The sequence below is a fragment of the Rhodococcus rhodochrous genome, assembly GCF_014854695.1.
Lineage (GTDB): Bacteria > Actinomycetota > Actinomycetes > Mycobacteriales > Mycobacteriaceae > Rhodococcus.
This window is the reverse complement of sequence record NZ_CP027557.1, coordinates 1,930,345-1,944,527: the sequence shown is the minus strand read 5'-3', so window position 1 is coordinate 1,944,527 and position 14,183 is coordinate 1,930,345. Positions and strand designations below refer to the sequence as shown.

14 protein-coding genes are annotated in these 14,183 nt (G+C 68.2%); 8 read left to right on the top strand and 6 right to left on the bottom strand.

Features of this window, described 5'->3' with window-relative positions; genetic code table 11:
• Nucleotides 1–7 precede the first annotated feature (7 nt).
• A complete protein-coding gene (locus C6Y44_RS09030) occupies nucleotides 8–955 on the top strand; it encodes an alpha/beta hydrolase (protein ID WP_159418664.1) in 948 nt (315 codons plus the stop codon).
• A 25-nt stretch (nucleotides 956–980) separates the two neighbouring features.
• Here C6Y44_RS09030 and C6Y44_RS09025 read toward each other — a convergent pair whose 3' ends face one another.
• Genes C6Y44_RS09025 through C6Y44_RS09015 form a run of 3 tightly spaced genes read right to left on the bottom strand, consistent with a single transcriptional unit; the run spans nucleotide 981 to nucleotide 3,615 of the window.
• Nucleotides 981–1,223 (bottom strand): hypothetical protein, encoded by a 243-nt coding sequence (locus tag C6Y44_RS09025; protein ID WP_120282158.1) that lies wholly within the window; start codon nucleotides 1,221–1,223, stop codon nucleotides 981–983.
• Nucleotides 1,201–2,457 (bottom strand): fatty acid desaturase family protein, encoded by a 1,257-nt coding sequence (locus C6Y44_RS09020; RefSeq protein WP_159418665.1) that lies wholly within the window; start codon nucleotides 2,455–2,457, stop codon nucleotides 1,201–1,203. The genes C6Y44_RS09025 and C6Y44_RS09020 overlap by 23 nt, the downstream gene beginning before the upstream one ends.
• A gap of 39 nt (nucleotides 2,458–2,496) precedes the next feature.
• The gene (locus C6Y44_RS09015) at nucleotides 2,497–3,615 is read right to left on the bottom strand and encodes a ferredoxin reductase (protein ID WP_159418666.1); all 1,119 of its coding nucleotides are present in this window, start codon (nucleotides 3,613–3,615) and stop codon (nucleotides 2,497–2,499) included.
• A gap of 154 nt (nucleotides 3,616–3,769) precedes the next feature.
• Here C6Y44_RS09015 and C6Y44_RS09010 point away from each other — a divergent pair, with 154 nt between their 5' ends.
• The gene (locus C6Y44_RS09010; RefSeq protein ID WP_159418667.1) at nucleotides 3,770–4,423 is read left to right on the top strand and encodes a TetR family transcriptional regulator; all 654 of its coding nucleotides are present in this window, start codon (nucleotides 3,770–3,772) and stop codon (nucleotides 4,421–4,423) included.
• 78 nt (nucleotides 4,424–4,501) lie between these two features.
• Nucleotides 4,502–5,335, top strand: a complete 834-nt coding sequence (locus C6Y44_RS09005; RefSeq protein WP_088897404.1) for an alpha/beta fold hydrolase — start codon at nucleotides 4,502–4,504, stop codon at nucleotides 5,333–5,335.
• Nucleotides 5,336–5,358: 23 nt separating this feature from the next.
• Here C6Y44_RS09005 and C6Y44_RS09000 read toward each other — a convergent pair whose 3' ends face one another.
• Nucleotides 5,359–5,895: a TetR/AcrR family transcriptional regulator gene (locus C6Y44_RS09000; RefSeq protein WP_088897405.1), complete on the bottom strand. Its 537-nt coding sequence runs from the start codon at nucleotides 5,893–5,895 to the stop codon at nucleotides 5,359–5,361.
• 134 nt (nucleotides 5,896–6,029) lie between these two features.
• Here C6Y44_RS09000 and C6Y44_RS08995 point away from each other — a divergent pair, with 134 nt between their 5' ends.
• Together C6Y44_RS08995 and C6Y44_RS08990 are read left to right on the top strand one after the other, a co-directional pair.
• Nucleotides 6,030–6,851 (top strand): acyl-CoA thioesterase, encoded by an 822-nt coding sequence (locus tag C6Y44_RS08995; RefSeq protein WP_159418668.1) that lies wholly within the window; start codon nucleotides 6,030–6,032, stop codon nucleotides 6,849–6,851.
• 87 nt (nucleotides 6,852–6,938) lie between these two features.
• A complete protein-coding gene (locus C6Y44_RS08990) occupies nucleotides 6,939–7,829 on the top strand; it encodes an SGNH/GDSL hydrolase family protein (RefSeq protein WP_159418669.1) in 891 nt (296 codons plus the stop codon).
• A 6-nt stretch (nucleotides 7,830–7,835) separates the two neighbouring features.
• Here C6Y44_RS08990 and C6Y44_RS08985 read toward each other — a convergent pair whose 3' ends face one another.
• A complete protein-coding gene (locus C6Y44_RS08985) occupies nucleotides 7,836–9,167 on the bottom strand; it encodes an MFS transporter (RefSeq protein ID WP_120282152.1) in 1,332 nt (443 codons plus the stop codon).
• Nucleotides 9,168–9,322: 155 nt separating this feature from the next.
• Here C6Y44_RS08985 and cmrA point away from each other — a divergent pair, with 155 nt between their 5' ends.
• Entirely contained in the window at nucleotides 9,323–10,129 is an 807-nt protein-coding gene (cmrA, locus tag C6Y44_RS08980) for a mycolate reductase (protein WP_159418670.1), read from the top strand.
• 27 nt (nucleotides 10,130–10,156) lie between these two features.
• Here the strand turns inward: cmrA and C6Y44_RS08975 are convergent, their stop codons facing one another.
• Complete coding sequence (locus C6Y44_RS08975) at nucleotides 10,157–11,680, bottom strand: helicase HerA-like domain-containing protein (RefSeq protein WP_192378749.1); 1,524 nt, start codon at nucleotides 11,678–11,680, stop codon at nucleotides 10,157–10,159.
• A gap of 273 nt (nucleotides 11,681–11,953) precedes the next feature.
• On the opposite strand from C6Y44_RS08975, the gene C6Y44_RS08970 reads away from it, so the two are divergent.
• Nucleotides 11,954–13,444 carry a flavin-containing monooxygenase gene (locus C6Y44_RS08970; RefSeq protein ID WP_159418672.1) on the top strand — a complete coding sequence of 497 codons (1,491 nt, stop codon included), beginning with the start codon at nucleotides 11,954–11,956 and terminating at the stop codon, nucleotides 13,442–13,444.
• A 72-nt stretch (nucleotides 13,445–13,516) separates the two neighbouring features.
• Entirely contained in the window at nucleotides 13,517–14,116 is a 600-nt protein-coding gene (orn, locus tag C6Y44_RS08965; protein ID WP_024100533.1) for an oligoribonuclease, read from the top strand.
• The last annotated feature ends 67 nt before the right edge of the window (nucleotides 14,117–14,183 follow it).

The window sequence follows — 14,183 nt, the reverse complement described above, 5'->3', positions numbered from 1 at the left end:
ACCACCCATGGCACTCGACGACCACGCCGCCGGCCTCATCGCAGGACTTCGGCAGCAGGGATTCACGTCGTTCTCGCAGATGACGGTCGATCAGGTCCGCGCGACGATCGCGACCTTCACCGACCTCCAACTCCCACCGCAGGACGTCGAGCGTGTGGACGAGACCCACTACGAGAGCGACGGCACCCGTCTCCCCCTCCGGATCTACACCCCCGGGGCCGACACCGGGCCGCGTCCGGTGGTGCTCTACTTCCACGGCGGCGGGTTCGTCGCGGGTGACCTCACCGTCGTGGACGAACCGGCGCGGGCGGTCGCCCGCGCGACCGGGGCCACCGTCGTGACCGCGGGATACCGCCTGGCGCCGGAACATCCGTTCCCCGCAGCGGCCGACGACGCGTGGGCTGCGTTGCAGTGGGTCACCGCGCACATCGCCGCGCACGGCGGCGACCCGCACAACCTGGTGGTGATGGGCGACAGCGCCGGTGGCAACCTCGCAGCAGGAGTCGCGTTGCGGGTCCGTGACGAAGGCGCACCGGCGCTGCGCGGACAGGTATTGATCTACCCGGCGCTGGACCGCGCTGCCGACCTGCCCTCGCGCCACGAGTTCGCCGAGGGGTACATCGTCACGGCAGCCGACATGGACTGGTTCCTCGACCGGTACTTCACCTCACCCGAGGACGCAGATACTCCGTATGCGCTTCCCGCACGCGCGGCCGGTGTCGACGGCCTGCCACCGACCCTGGTGATCACCACCGAGAACGAGGTGCTCCGCGACGAAGGTGAGCTCTACGGACGACGGCTACGCGAGGCCGGCGTGGACGTGACGATCCGCCGGTTCGACGGGCTCGTGCACGGCGCCTTCTGGATGTCGGGTGCGGTGCCGCGCAGCGGCGAGATGCGCGACGAGGTGGCCGGGTTCGTCACCCGCACCACCTCGAGCGTCCCCGCGCGGTAGGAACTCGATCCGCTGTTCCGATCCGCTATTCCGTGGGAGGGGCCGAGCGACGATCCGACGTCGCCGGCCCTTCTCCGCGTTCCTCGTCGTCGCGCGCCGCGCGAGCAGCCTCCCGCATCTCGATCGCGTCGGTGATCAGTTCACCGATCTCACGGGTGACATCGCGGACCGCTCCGGTGATGATCCCCGCGATTGCGCCGACGTGGGTGGCCGCCGACTCGGTGACCTCCTGGATCGTGTCCTTGTTACGCTCGAATCTTCCCACCATGGTCGACCCCCTCGATCGTGTCGTCCGCGAGGGTACCCGCATCGTCGAGCCGGCGATCGGTGGAGCGACGACGTTGGATGATCACCTGCGACTCGGGTTCGGGCGCGAACCAGCCGGGCGGGAGAGCAAGCGTGAAGATCTTCTTCCACACCGACGTCACCTGGGCGGTGAGGCCACCGGTGTTGTACGGAAGTCCGTGCTTGTCGCACAGTTCCCTGACCTTCGGGGCGAGCTCCGGATAGCGGTGCGCCGGCAGGTCGGGGAACAGGTGGTGCTCGATCTGGTGCGACAGGTTGCCGGACATGATGTGGAACAGCGGGGAACCGGTGATGTTCGCGCTGCCCAGCATCTGCCGGACGTACCACTCACCACGGGTCTCGTCGGCGGTCTCCTCCTCGGTGAAGGACTGCACGCCGGACGGGAAGTGGCCGCAGAAGATGATCGAGTACGCCCACACGTTGCGCACCACGTTGGCGGTGACGTTGCCCAGCAGGGTCGGGACGAACATCGGGCCGCTCAGCAGTGGGAACGCGATGTAGTCCTTGATCACCTGACGGCGGGCCTTGCGCCACCATCCCTTCGCGATCGGGATCACGTCGCGCCACGACCGCTTGCCGGCGACGATCCGGTCGACCTCCGCGTCGTGCATCATCACGCCCCACTCGAACAGGAACATGAGGGCGGTCGCGTAGACCGGGTTGCCGAGATAGTAGGGATGCCACTTCTGGGCCGGGTCCATGCGCAGGATCCCGTATCCGATGTCGCGGTCCTGGCCCAGGATGTTGGTGTAGGTGTGGTGCACGTAGTTGTGCGAGTGTCGCCACTGGTCCGACGGGCACACCGTGTCCCATTCGAAGACACGGGAATTCAGCGACGGTTCCCGCATCCAGTCGTACTGACCGTGCATGACGTTGTGCCCGATCTCCATGTTGTCGAGGATCTTCGACACGCTCAGCGCCGCGACACCGGCGACCCATGCGGGCGGGAGGAATCCGACGAAGAGCAGACCGCGACCGGCGATCTCGAATCCGCGCTGCGCCCTGATGATCCGGTAGAGGTACTCGCGGTCCTCGTCACCGAGTGATGCGAGCGTCTGCTCCCGCAGCGCGTCGAGTTCGCGGCCGATCTCCTCGACACTGTCGTGGTCGAGGACGAGCGGTTCGTTCTCGACCGCAGAACTGCGGCCGGACAGGAAGGGTAGGAAGGGGACAGTGGGTAGGGACAATCCGAACATGATGTCCTCCAATGGTTTCGGTGGTGTCCACCGGTCGGTTCAGAGTTCGACGGCGACGTCGCCGACCGGGGCATTGACACAGATCCGGATGCGGCGGCCGGGTTCCGAATCGACGTCGCCGGTACGCACGTCGCGCGTGCACCCCGACAGCCGGACGGCGGTGCAGCTGTGGCAGATGCCCATGCGGCATCCGTGTTCGGGCGTGAGCCCGGCCGCTTCGGCCTGCTCGAGCAGCGTCGACCCGGTGTTCTCGGCAACGACTCCGGATTCGGCGAATGAGATCTCACCGCCGGCATCGTCCGTCGACACGACCGGAGGCGCGAGGACGAATTCCTCGGTGTTCACCATGGTCTCGGCGCCCCGCTCCGCGTAGACCTCGCGAATGCTCGTGACCATCTCCGCCGGACCGCACACGAAGGTGGGCGTGTCGGCGTACCAGGGTGCGACGGCCGCGAGGTGACTGCGGTCGAACCGCCCCTGCAGCATCCCGTCGTCGGAGCGGGTGTGGGCGTGGACGATCTCGATGTTGGGCCGGTCCGCGAGCGCCTCGAGTTCGGCGCGGCGCGGAACGTGTCCGGGGGTGCGGGTGTAGTAGAGCAGCACGGCGGACCCGTCGTACCCCTCGGCGACGAGACCGGACAGCATCGACAGCACCGGCGTCAGCCCGGAGCCCGCGGCGACGAACAGCAGGCGTCGGGGACGCGGACTCGGCAGCACGAACTCGCCTACGGGAGAACCGAGTTCGACGACGTCTCCGACCTGCGCACGGTCGTGGAGGTGGCGCGAGACGGTGCCCTCGGGATGCCTGCCGATAGTGAACCGCAGATCGGGCCGGCGCTTCGACCCCGCGTCGACGAGCGTCGGCGAGTAGCAGCGCGTGTGCCGCACGCCGTCGATGCGGACCGACACGGTCACGTACTGCCCGGGAAGGGGTCGGCACGGCTGCGCGGGGCGCACCGTGACCGTGAGCGAATCGGTGGCACTTCGGTCCACATCTGTAATCCGGGCATAATTCGCCGACGTGACGAGAAGCGGGTCGGCGAGTTCCAGGTAGCGGTCCGGGTGATGCGGATAGGACAGCATTCCAAGCGCCTCTACCAGCAGCTTTCGCAACGAACCTGGGCGCGGGACGGGTGTCGGACGGTCGCGCACGATCATGTCTGTCCGCCTTTCGGTAGACCTCTGCGTGCTCAGTGAACGAATGTGCACTGAAATCAGTGTGACAGCCGGACACACCTGCCTGTCAACCCCGATGTGACTGCCGACACAGATGTACGGACACCGCGCGGAACGTCGTGCCTAGACTCGGGGGGTGTCCACCGCTTCCGTACCTCCGCCGACCACACGCGCCGAACGCAAGGAACGCACACGTCAGGCGCTTCTCGACGCCGCCCTCGACCTGTCCGCCGACCGGGGACTCGGCGGGCTGAGCCTGAGGGAGGTGGCCCGTCACGCGGGCATCGTGCCCACGGCGTTCTACCGGCACTTCTCGTCCATGGACGAGCTCGGTGTCGCCCTTGCCGCGGACACGATGCGGGTGCTGCGGCGCCTGCTGCGCGACGCGCGTCGCACACCCGGCCCGGCAGGTGCGCGGCAATCCCTCGACGTGCTGGTCCAGCAGGTACGGGCACACAAAGCGGCCTTCCGGTTCCTGGCACGCGAACGCCACGGCGGCGTTCCCGAGGTCGCCGCCGCGATCTCCGTCGAACTGCGCCTGCTGACCAGCGAGCTCGCCGCCGACCTGGGCCGCTCCCCGGGACTCGAAGACTGGGATTTCGACGATCTCGAGATGGCCGCCGACCTGCTGGTGACCGCGATGCTCGATTTCGTCCTCGACCTGCTCGCCGTCGAACGTCCCGGCAGCGCGCAGGAATCGGAGGTGGTCACGCGCGCGGAGAAACAGATGCGTCTGATCCTGCTGGGCGCGGCGGCGTGGCGGCCGCGACGGACGTCCGGCGACCGGTGACGGGTCGGGGTGACGCCGGTTCGTCGAGGTGGACAGGAAATCCTGTCGCAGACCCTCCCCTTCCGTAACGTGGTTCCCATGGCATCGACCGAACCCGCCACCTACGACGACCTGACCTTCGACGTGCGTGTGGCGGGTCCGAGGGACGGCACACCCGTCGTGCTCCTGCACGGCTTCCCCGAGACATCACGCAGCTGGACGCCGGTGGCGCGCCTGCTCGTCGAGCGCGGTTTCCGCGTGATCGCCCCCGACCAGCGCGGATACTCCCCCGGTGCCCGGCCGACCGGCGTCGAGCACTACGGGGTGCCGGCACTCGCCGGCGACGTCCTCGGCCTGCTCGACGAGTTCGAGCTCGATCGCGTCCACCTCGTCGGGCACGACTGGGGCGCCGCTGTGGCGTGGTACTTCGCCGCCCACAATCCCGACCGCGTCTCGGCGTTGACCGCGGTCTCGGTCCCCCACCTCGCTGCCTACGGCTGGGCGTTGCGGGAGGACGCCGACCAGCGCGAACGCTCCTCCTACATCGGGCTCTTCCGCGAGGAGGGCAAGGCGGAGGACCTCCTCCTCGCCGACGACGCGCGGCGCCTGCGGGCGATGTTCACCTCCGCCGTCGACCACGACTCGGTCGACCACTACGTCGCCGCCATGTCCGCGCCGGGCGCTCTCACCGCCGCCCTGAACTGGTATCGCGCCATGACGCGGGATCTCGATTCGACTCCCCCGGTCCGCGTCCCGACGACCTACATCTGGAGCACCGCCGACATCGCGATCGGCCGCGCCGGCGCCGAACGGTGCGGCGAGTTCGTAGACGCCGAGTACGACTTCGTGGTCCTGCCCGACGTCTCGCACTGGATTCCGGAGGAGGCCCCGGACGAGATCGCGAACGCGATCACGCGGCGGCGGAACGGCTGAGAGCCCGCCCACCGCGGCTTCCGTCAGCCCACGACCGGGGCGAGCAGCACCTCGAGTTCGGCGACGACCGCATCGAGCGGAGCCGGACTGCGCTGCGCCTGGGCCACCACCAGTGCGCCCTCCAGAGCTGCGATGACCAGGTTCGCCAACGACCGCGCACGCTCCGCGCCGACGCCGTCGGCCACCAGGGACCGCGTGACGACGTCGACGAAGGTGTCGAAGGCCTCCGCTGCTCGTGCGCGCGCCCGCGGTTCGGTCCCGAGACCTGCGGCCACCACCGGGCATCCCGCGACGTAGTCGGTGGCCACGAGACCCTCGCGCCACAGGTCGACGACGGCGCGCACCGTCTCCACCACGCCGAGACCGTCGACCTTCGCCGTCAGCGACCGCTCGATCCGGGTTGCGGCCTGGTCTGTGGCCTCTTCGACGAGTTGGGCCTTGCCGCCGGGAAAGTGGTGGTAGATGGAGCCGCGCGGCGCCCCGCTGTGCTCGAGCACGTCCCGGAACGATGTGGCCGCGACACCTCGTTCGCTCATCAGCGCGATCGCGCTGGCGATCATCGCAGCGCGCGGTCCGTCCCGCCGTTCTGCAGCGCTCACCCGTTCCTCCGGCAGTGGTGGTTGTCACCCATATTCTATGTATGTAGTCGTACAGATCCGACGCTGGGCGACACCATTTTCGAGGAGACCCTGCCATGACCGACGTCTCGGTGACCACTCATGTCTTCGACGCTGCCGTCGACCTGTTCGAGGTCCGGGACGATCGCACCGAAGGGCACACGCACCCCGCCTACGCGAACATGGTCGGTCCGTTCGGTGGCATCACCGCCGCGACTCTCCTCCGAGCGGTCGAACGACACCCGGACGTCCTCGGCATGCCGCTGTCCCTGACGATCAACTACGCCGGTCCCATCGCCGACGGACCGTTCGACATCGCGGTGCGACCGGTGCGCACGAACCGGACCACCCAGCACTGGTCGATCGAACTGTCGCAGGACGGCGAGGTCGCCACCACCGCGACGGCCGTCTTCGGTCTCCGTCGCCCCACCTGGTCGTCGACCGAACTGCAGGCGCCGGCCGCCCCTGCACCCGACTCGCTCGAGCCGACACCGCTGCCCGACTTCATCGCGTGGGCACGCAACTACGAGATGCGGTACACCGCGGGAGTCGTTCCCGAGGAGGGCAGCACGGAGGTCGCCGACTCCACGTCGACGCTGTGGGTCCGCGACGTCCCGCCGCGCCCTCTCGACTTCGCCTCGCTCACCGCGATGTGCGACATCTTCTACCCCCGCGCCTTCCTTCGTCTGGGTCGGGTGCTGCCGGCCGGCACGGTCTCGATGACCGTCTACTTCCACGCGGACCCGGAGACCGTTGCCGCGCAATCCGACAACCCCGTACTCGCGACCGCACGCGCGAATCGTTTCGAACAGGGCTTCTTCGACCAGAGCGCACAACTGTGGGGACGCGACGGCGTTCTCCTCGCGACCTCGCACCAGATCGTCTACTTCAAGGCCTGACCCGAGCGACCGCGTTCGGCGCCCGTCCCGGTCACCGGCACACCTGTAGCCTCGGAAACATCTACCCACCGGATTGCGAGGTCCACTGTGACGATGCCGAGACTCCTCCGACGGTCGGGTGTCATCGCCTGCGCCGCAATCGCGTTCACGACCGTGGGCACGGTCGCCTGCGCCGACACGGAGGACACGGCCCCGGCTGCGGACTACGCGTCGTACGTCGCCCTGGGAGACTCGTTCACCTCCGGGCCCGGCATCCCGCCGCAGACCGAAGGTGATCCGTGCGGGCGGTCGGCGAGCAACTACCCCACCCTCGTCGCGACCGATCTCGGTATCGAGGACTTCGTCGACGCGTCGTGCGGTGCCGCCACCTCCCTCGACTTCGCGATGCCGCAGACCACCTTCCGTGGCGCGACGGTGCCACCGCAGTACGACGCGCTGCGCCCCGACACCGAACTCGTCACCGTCGGTATCGGCGGCAACGACATCGGTCTCGTCCAACTGGCGTTGGGGTGCGTCAATCTCTCGGCACCGCCCGAGGGCACGTCGTGCGCGATCACGAACGCACCGGACGGCACCGACCGTGTCGACGCCGCCATCGACGCCTTCGCGCCCGTCTACACCACGGTGATCGACGAGATCCGCCGGCGCTCCCCGGAGGCACGCATCGTGCTCGTCGGCTACCCCACCGGGATCCGCGACGGCGGATGCTTCCCCGAACAGCGGATGTGGCCCGAGGACGCGACCTATCTGCAGGCGAAGATCGACCGGTTGAACACCGTCATGCGTGAACAGGCCGAGGCCGCGGAGGCGGACTACGTCGACCTGCGTGAGTCGAGCCGCCACCACGACGCGTGCGCCGATCCGGAGACCCGGTGGATGGCCGGTCTGCAGCCGACCGCCGGATCGATCCCGCTGCATCCGAACGCGGCCGGGCACCGCAACGCCGCCGACCAGGTGCTGGCCACGATCACCGACTGAGCGGGTTCACACCGTCTCGGACGTCTCGGGAGCCCGCACGGCGAGCAACGCCACCAAGCCCGCGCCGAGCACGATCAGCAATCCCACGATGCCTGCCCGGTCGGTGCCGAACCACCACGCGAAGAACCCGAACAGCGTCGGTGCCAGGAACGACACCGCGCGTCCCGTCGTCGCGTAGAGACCGAACATCTGCCCTTCCCGGCCCGGTGGAGTGAGTCGCGCCAGGAAGGTGCGCGCCGACGACTGGGCGGGGCCGACGAACAGGCACAGCACCAGACCGAAGATCCAGAACATCGTCGGACCCGAGACCACGAGCAGGACGATGCCGGTCGCGATCATGGCGACAAGTGAACCCACGATGACCGCCTTGGGTCCGACCCGGTCGTCGACGCGTCCGGCCACCAGTGCGCCCACCGCGGACACGACGTTCGCGGCGACACCGAAGATCAGCACGTCGCCCGCTCCGATCCCGTAGACCGTGACGGCGAGGACCGCGCCGAAGGTGAAGACACCGGCGAGGCCGTCCCGGAACAACGCCGACGCCCCGAGATACCAGATGGTGCGACGATCCGCCCGCCACAACTCCGTCAGGTCGCGCCACAGCACGCGATAGGACTCGACCAAACCGGCGCGGCGGGCGACGTCGCCACGCGCGACCGGTTTCTCCGGGACGGCGAGGAGCACGGGCACGGCGAACACCGCGAACCACACGGCCGCGAACAGCGCGACGAGCCGGATGTTGGTGCCGTCCTCGGTGGGCACCCCGAGGAAGCCGCGGGTGTCGCCGTCGCCGGCGATGAACCCGGTGTAGCACAGCAGCAGGAGCACGATGCCACCGAAATAGCCCATCGCCCAACCGAAACCCGACACCCGTCCGATGTCGTCCGGCGTCGACACCTGACGCAACATCGAGTTGTAGGGCACCTGCGCGAGCTCGGCCATCACGGACGCCACACCGAGCAGGACCAGACCGAGCCACAGATAGTGGTAGTCGTCGCGCACGAAGTACATCGCCGCCATCGCCGCGACGGTGACCGCGGTGAGGATGCCCAGCGACCACTTCCGCCGCCCGGCGGCGTCGTACCGCTGACCCGACACCGGCGCGGTCACAGCGATGACGAACCCGGCGATACCGAGCGACCATCCGAGCCAGGTGCTCGCCGAGATCCCGCCCGGCAGGTCGTCGCCGACCGCGTCGGTGAGATAGACGGAGAACACGAACGTCAGGATCACGGCGTTGAACGCCGCGGAACCCCAGTCCCACAGACCCCACGAGACGACCTGACGACGTGTCGCGGCCTCCCCGGCCCCGCTCGCCGTGTCCGTGAACGCATTCATGCCCCGGAGCCTAGGCTTCCGGAGCTACCGTGGCACCGAACGACTCCGTCGCGTGGCACCGAACGACTCCGTCGCGTGGCACCGAACGACTCGGCCGCACGACCGGAAGGCGGGCCCGGTCGCCGCTCCTGTGCCTGCCGCTACGCTGACCCACTGTGACTCTGCCGAATCCCCATCCCGATGCCCGTGCCGTCGTCACCGGAGCGTCCTCCGGCATCGGCGAGGCCCTCGCAACCGAACTCGCCGCCCGCGGCCACTCACTGATCCTGGTCGCCCGTCGCGGAGAGGTGATGGAGGCCCTCGCCGAGATCCTGCGCGAGAAGCACGGCGTGACCGTCGAGGTGCGCGCGTGCGATCTGTCCGACCGCGACGCACGGACACCGCTCGTCGACGAACTCGGACGTCGGCGCATCAGCATCCTGTGCAACAACGCCGGTATCGCCACCTTCGGTGCGGTCGCCGAACTCGACGCGGCCTACGAGCGGGCACAGGTCGAGCTCAACGCCGTCGCCGTGCACGACCTCACCCTCGCGGTGCTGCCGCAGATGGTCGAGCGGAACTCCGGCGCCATCCTCATGGTGGGTTCGGCCGCCGGCAACATGCCGATCCCGAACAACGCCACCTACGCCGCGACGAAGGCGTTCGTCAACACCTTCTCCGAGTCGCTGCGCGGCGAACTCAAGGGCACCGGCGTGCACGTCACGCTGCTCGCCCCCGGCCCGGTCCGCACCGAGGAACCCGACCCGGCCGAGGCGTCGATCGTCGACAAGCTGGTTCCGGACTTCCTGTGGATCTCGAGCGAGCACACCGCGAAGGTCTCGCTCGACGCGCTCGCCGCGAACCGGATGCGCATCGTGCCCGGCGTGATCAGCAAGGCCATGTCGGCCGCCGGTCAGTTCTCGCCGCGGTCGATCTCGGCCCCGATCGCCGGCGCCTTCTACAAGAAGCTCGGCGGCAACTGACGGGCCACCGCCTGCTGAAGCAGTCCTTCACCGCCGTCGGCGGCGTCCCGTGCCGAAGAGGCTCCGGCCGATCTCCCGACCGGCCGCGGACGCCGCCGACCGGATGAAACTGCGCACCGCCGCACTGCCGAGCACCTGCTCCACGACCGACACCCCGGCGTCGTCCGGCGCCTGCCGCGGCACGTCCGGGACGGGTTCGACGTCGGTCGCCTCGACCACCGACGCGGTGAGCTTCTCGTAGGCCGATTCACGATCGATGGTGCGGCCGTACTTCCCGTAGAGGGGGTTCGCCTGCGCCGACGCACGCATCGCGCTCTCCCCCACCGTGCCCATCAGCGAATGCGGCGGTCGCAGGCGCGTCCAGGCCACGGGCGTGGGCGCACCCAGCTCGGACAGGACCGTCACGATCGCCTCACCGGTCCCCAGGCCGGTCAGAGCGTCGGCGAGGTCGTAGGCGTCGGTCTTCGGGAAGGTGCGCACGACCTCCGCGAGCGCGGCCTCGTCCTCGGGCGTGAAGGCGCGCAGCGCGTGCTGGATCCGCGCTCCGACCTGCGACAGCACACTCCGCGGGATGTCGGTGGGCGACCGCGTGCAGAAGACCACGCCGACGCCCTTGGACCGGATGAGTTTCACGGTCTGTTCGATCTGCTGCAGGAACGCCTTCGACGCATCGGTGAAGAGCAGATGCGCCTCGTCGAAGAAGAACACGAGCCGCGGCGTGTCGACGTCGCCGACCTCCGGAAGCGACTGGAACAGGTCGGCGAGCAACCACATCAGGAACGTCAAGAACAGGGCGGGGCGGGTGGCCTCGTCGCCGAACTCGAACAGGTTGATCGTGCCCTGACCGTCGATCACCCGCAGCAGGTCCTCGACCTCCAGTTCGGGTTCGCCGAAGAATCCGTCACCGCCCGCGTTCTCGAGGTCGACGACCGCACGGAGGATGACGCCCGCGGTCGCCGGCGACACGGCGCCGCGCCCTTCGTCGCTCGCCAGGTGCCGGATCACCTGCCGCAGGTCGGCGAGATCGAGCAGCGGCAGGCCGTTGCGGTCGGCCCAGTGGAAGATCAGCCCGAGGGTGGATTCCTGAGTAGCGTTGAGCCCCAGGACCTTCGAGAGCAGGAGCGGCCCCAACGAGGTGACGGTGACGCGGACGGGGATACCGACCCCGTCGGTGCCGAGCGAGTAGAAGGCCACGGGATGTCCTGTGGGCGTCCAGTCCTCGTCGCCGGTGTCGGCCGCACGGGTGATCACCGCATCGTCCGGCTCACCGGCGGCCGACAGACCCGACAGGTCGGACTTCATGTCGGCCATCACCACCGGAACCCCCGCCGCCGACAGCTGTTCCGCCATGACCTGCAGCGTCTTGGTCTTGCCCGTGCCGGTCGCACCGGCGACCAGCACGTGACGATCGAGTGTGGCGAGCGGGATACGCACCGGCGCCTCGGGATCGGCGACGCCGTCGAGCACGACGGCGCCCAGTTCCAGCGCCTCGCCGATCACCTCGTACCCGGCCGCGATGGTCGCGGCAGTGTTCTCCGGCTTGTCGGTCATGCTCGCCCCCTCCGGCCTCGACCTCGCCCACCGCGACGGTACCGGGCCGTCGAACCCACGGAAGGACCATTTCTATCGGGCGCCAGAATTGTCGCATTACAGTGATTCCGCTCACAACAGCGGCGACGAGGTTTGCCGCTTCCCGAACCGTGCTGACCTGCGATTTCTCCGAGAGAATCCTCGTCGTCGACGACGCGAGGATCGTTCGCAAAAACAACGACGTGTGCTAGCAACGAACTACGCGACATATTCGACGAACACAGGAGAAACACATTGACGCCCAAGATCGCCATTCTCGGAGCAGGTCCCAGTGGACTCGCGCAGCTGCGCGCTTTCGAAGCAGCCCGAAAGGCCGGTCTGGAGCAGATCCCCGACATCGTCTGCTACGAGAAGCAGCCCGACTGGGGAGGAATGTGGAACTACACCTGGCGTACGGGACTCGACGAGAACGGTGAGCCCGTCCACGGGAGCATGTACCGCTACCTGTGGTCCAACGGCCCGAAGGAATGCCTCGAATTCGCCGACTACTCCTTCGAGGAGCATTTCGGACGTCCCATCCCGTCGTACCCGCCGCGGGCCGTCCTGCTCGACTACATCATGGGTCGCGTCGAGAAGAGCGACGTGCGCAAGTACATCCGGTTCAACACCGCTGTGCGGTGGGTCGAGTGGTCCGACGAGACACAGAAGTTCACCGTGACGGTGATGAACCACGACCGGGGCGCGCTGGAATCCGACGAGTTCGACTACGTCGTCGTCGCCACCGGACACTTCTCCACCCCGCACGTTCCCCACTTCGACGGCCTCGACCGGTTCCCGGGACGCGTGCTGCACGCCCACGACTTCCGCGACGCCCGCGAGTTCGCCGGCAAGCGACTGCTGCTCGTCGGCAGCAGCTACTCGGCCGAGGACATCGGAACGCAGTGCATCAAGTACGGCGCCGAACAGGTCACCTTCAGCTACCGCAGCGCACCGATGGGTCACGACTGGCCCGAGCAGTTCTCCGAGGTGCCGTTGCTCACCCACGTCGACGGCAAGGTCGCCCACTTCCGTGACGGCAGCACCCGCGAGGTCGACGCCATCGTGCTGTGCACGGGGTACAAGCACCACTACCCGTTCCTGCCCGACGAACTCGCACTGCGCACCGGCAACCGGCTCTACCCGCGCGACATCTACAAGGGCATCTTCTTCCAGCGCAACCCGAAGCTGATGTACCTCGGCGCGCAGGACCAGTACTTCACGTTCAACATGTTCGACGCGCAGGCCTGGTACGCACGCGACTTCATGCTCGGCCGCGTCGCCCTGCCCGACTTCGACGCCCGCGAGCAGGACATCGATCAGTGGCGGGCTCGCGAGGAGAAGCTGTCGTCGCCGGTGGAGGACATCGACTTCCAGGCCGCCTACATTCGCGATCTCGTCGACCGCACCGACTACCCCGAGTTCCACGTCGAACGCCAGGGCGAGGTGTTCAAGCAGTGGAAGCAGGACAAGAAGCGCGACATCATGGGCTACCGCAACAACAGCTATGCCTCGACGCTGACCGGCACCGTCGCTCCGCCGTTGCCGGCACCGTGGATGGAGATCGTCGACGACTCCCCCGAGTCCTTCCTGAGCCACGACTTCACCGCCCCGGAAGTGACCGCCGAGGGGCGGTTCACCGTCCCGGACGTGACCCCGGAGGGCCGAACCCTCGAGCGGCAGTACACTCCGGCGGCACGTCGTCCCGCCCGCCCGGCCGCGCCGCGCACCGTCGCCGTGAAGGCGTGACGGTGCACATTTCGTCCCGGACCGTCGACGCCGCGCCTCGTGGGTGCGGCGTCGATGGATAGTCTGTCTGTCGTGCAGGACAAACTCGTATGGATCGACTGTGAGATGACGGGGCTGCGTCTCGGCAGCGACAAACTGATCGAGATCGCGGCTCTGGTCACCGACAGTGATCTCAACGTGCTCGGCGAGGGCGTGGACATCGTGATCCACGCCGATGACGACGCCCTCGCCGACATGCCGGAGGTCGTGCAGCAGATGCACGAGCGGTCCGGCCTCACCGAAGAGGTGCGCCGCTCGACGGTGAGCCTCGCCGAAGCAGAGAAACAGGTCCTCGCGTACATCCGCGAGCACGTCACCGAGGCGGGCACGGCGCCGCTGGCCGGCAACTCCATCGCGACCGACCGCGCGTTCATCACCCGCGACATGCCCGAGCTCGACAACTACCTGCACTACCGCATGGTGGACGTCAGCTCGATCAAGGAGCTGTGCCGGCGCTGGTATCCGCGCATCTACTTCGGTCAGCCGGAGAAGGGGCTGTCGCACCGGGCGCTCGCGGACATCAAGGAGTCGATCCGCGAACTGCGCTACTACCGGCGCACGGCCTTCGTGGCGCCTCCCGGCCCCACTCCCGCCGATCTCGCGGCCGTCGTGAAGGACCTGGGACCGGCCTGACCAGCCGATTCGTCTTTTTCGTCTTCGTCAGGCTAGTATCTGTACCGCAGGCGCAAGCGACCGAGAG

What these genes read in the sequence shown, in the direction of transcription:
- C6Y44_RS09005 (WP_088897404.1), top strand. Translation starts at nt 4,502, where the DNA reads ATGGCATCGACCGAACCCGCCACCTACGACGACCTGACCTTCGACGTG.
- C6Y44_RS08995 (WP_159418668.1), top strand. Translation starts at nt 6,030, where the DNA reads ATGACCGACGTCTCGGTGACCACTCATGTCTTCGACGCTGCCGTCGAC.
- C6Y44_RS09020 (WP_159418665.1), bottom strand. Translation starts at nt 2,457, where the DNA reads ATGTTCGGATTGTCCCTACCCACTGTCCCCTTCCTACCCTTCCTGTCC.
- C6Y44_RS09000 (WP_088897405.1), bottom strand. Translation starts at nt 5,895, where the DNA reads ATGATCGCCAGCGCGATCGCGCTGATGAGCGAACGAGGTGTCGCGGCC.
- C6Y44_RS08975 (WP_192378749.1), bottom strand. Translation starts at nt 11,680, where the DNA reads ATGACCGACAAGCCGGAGAACACTGCCGCGACCATCGCGGCCGGGTAC.
- C6Y44_RS09015 (WP_159418666.1), bottom strand. Translation starts at nt 3,615, where the DNA reads ATGATCGTGCGCGACCGTCCGACACCCGTCCCGCGCCCAGGTTCGTTG.
- C6Y44_RS09030 (WP_159418664.1), top strand. Translation starts at nt 8, where the DNA reads ATGGCACTCGACGACCACGCCGCCGGCCTCATCGCAGGACTTCGGCAG.
- C6Y44_RS09025 (WP_120282158.1), bottom strand. Translation starts at nt 1,223, where the DNA reads ATGGTGGGAAGATTCGAGCGTAACAAGGACACGATCCAGGAGGTCACC.
- C6Y44_RS08985 (WP_120282152.1), bottom strand. Translation starts at nt 9,167, where the DNA reads ATGAATGCGTTCACGGACACGGCGAGCGGGGCCGGGGAGGCCGCGACA.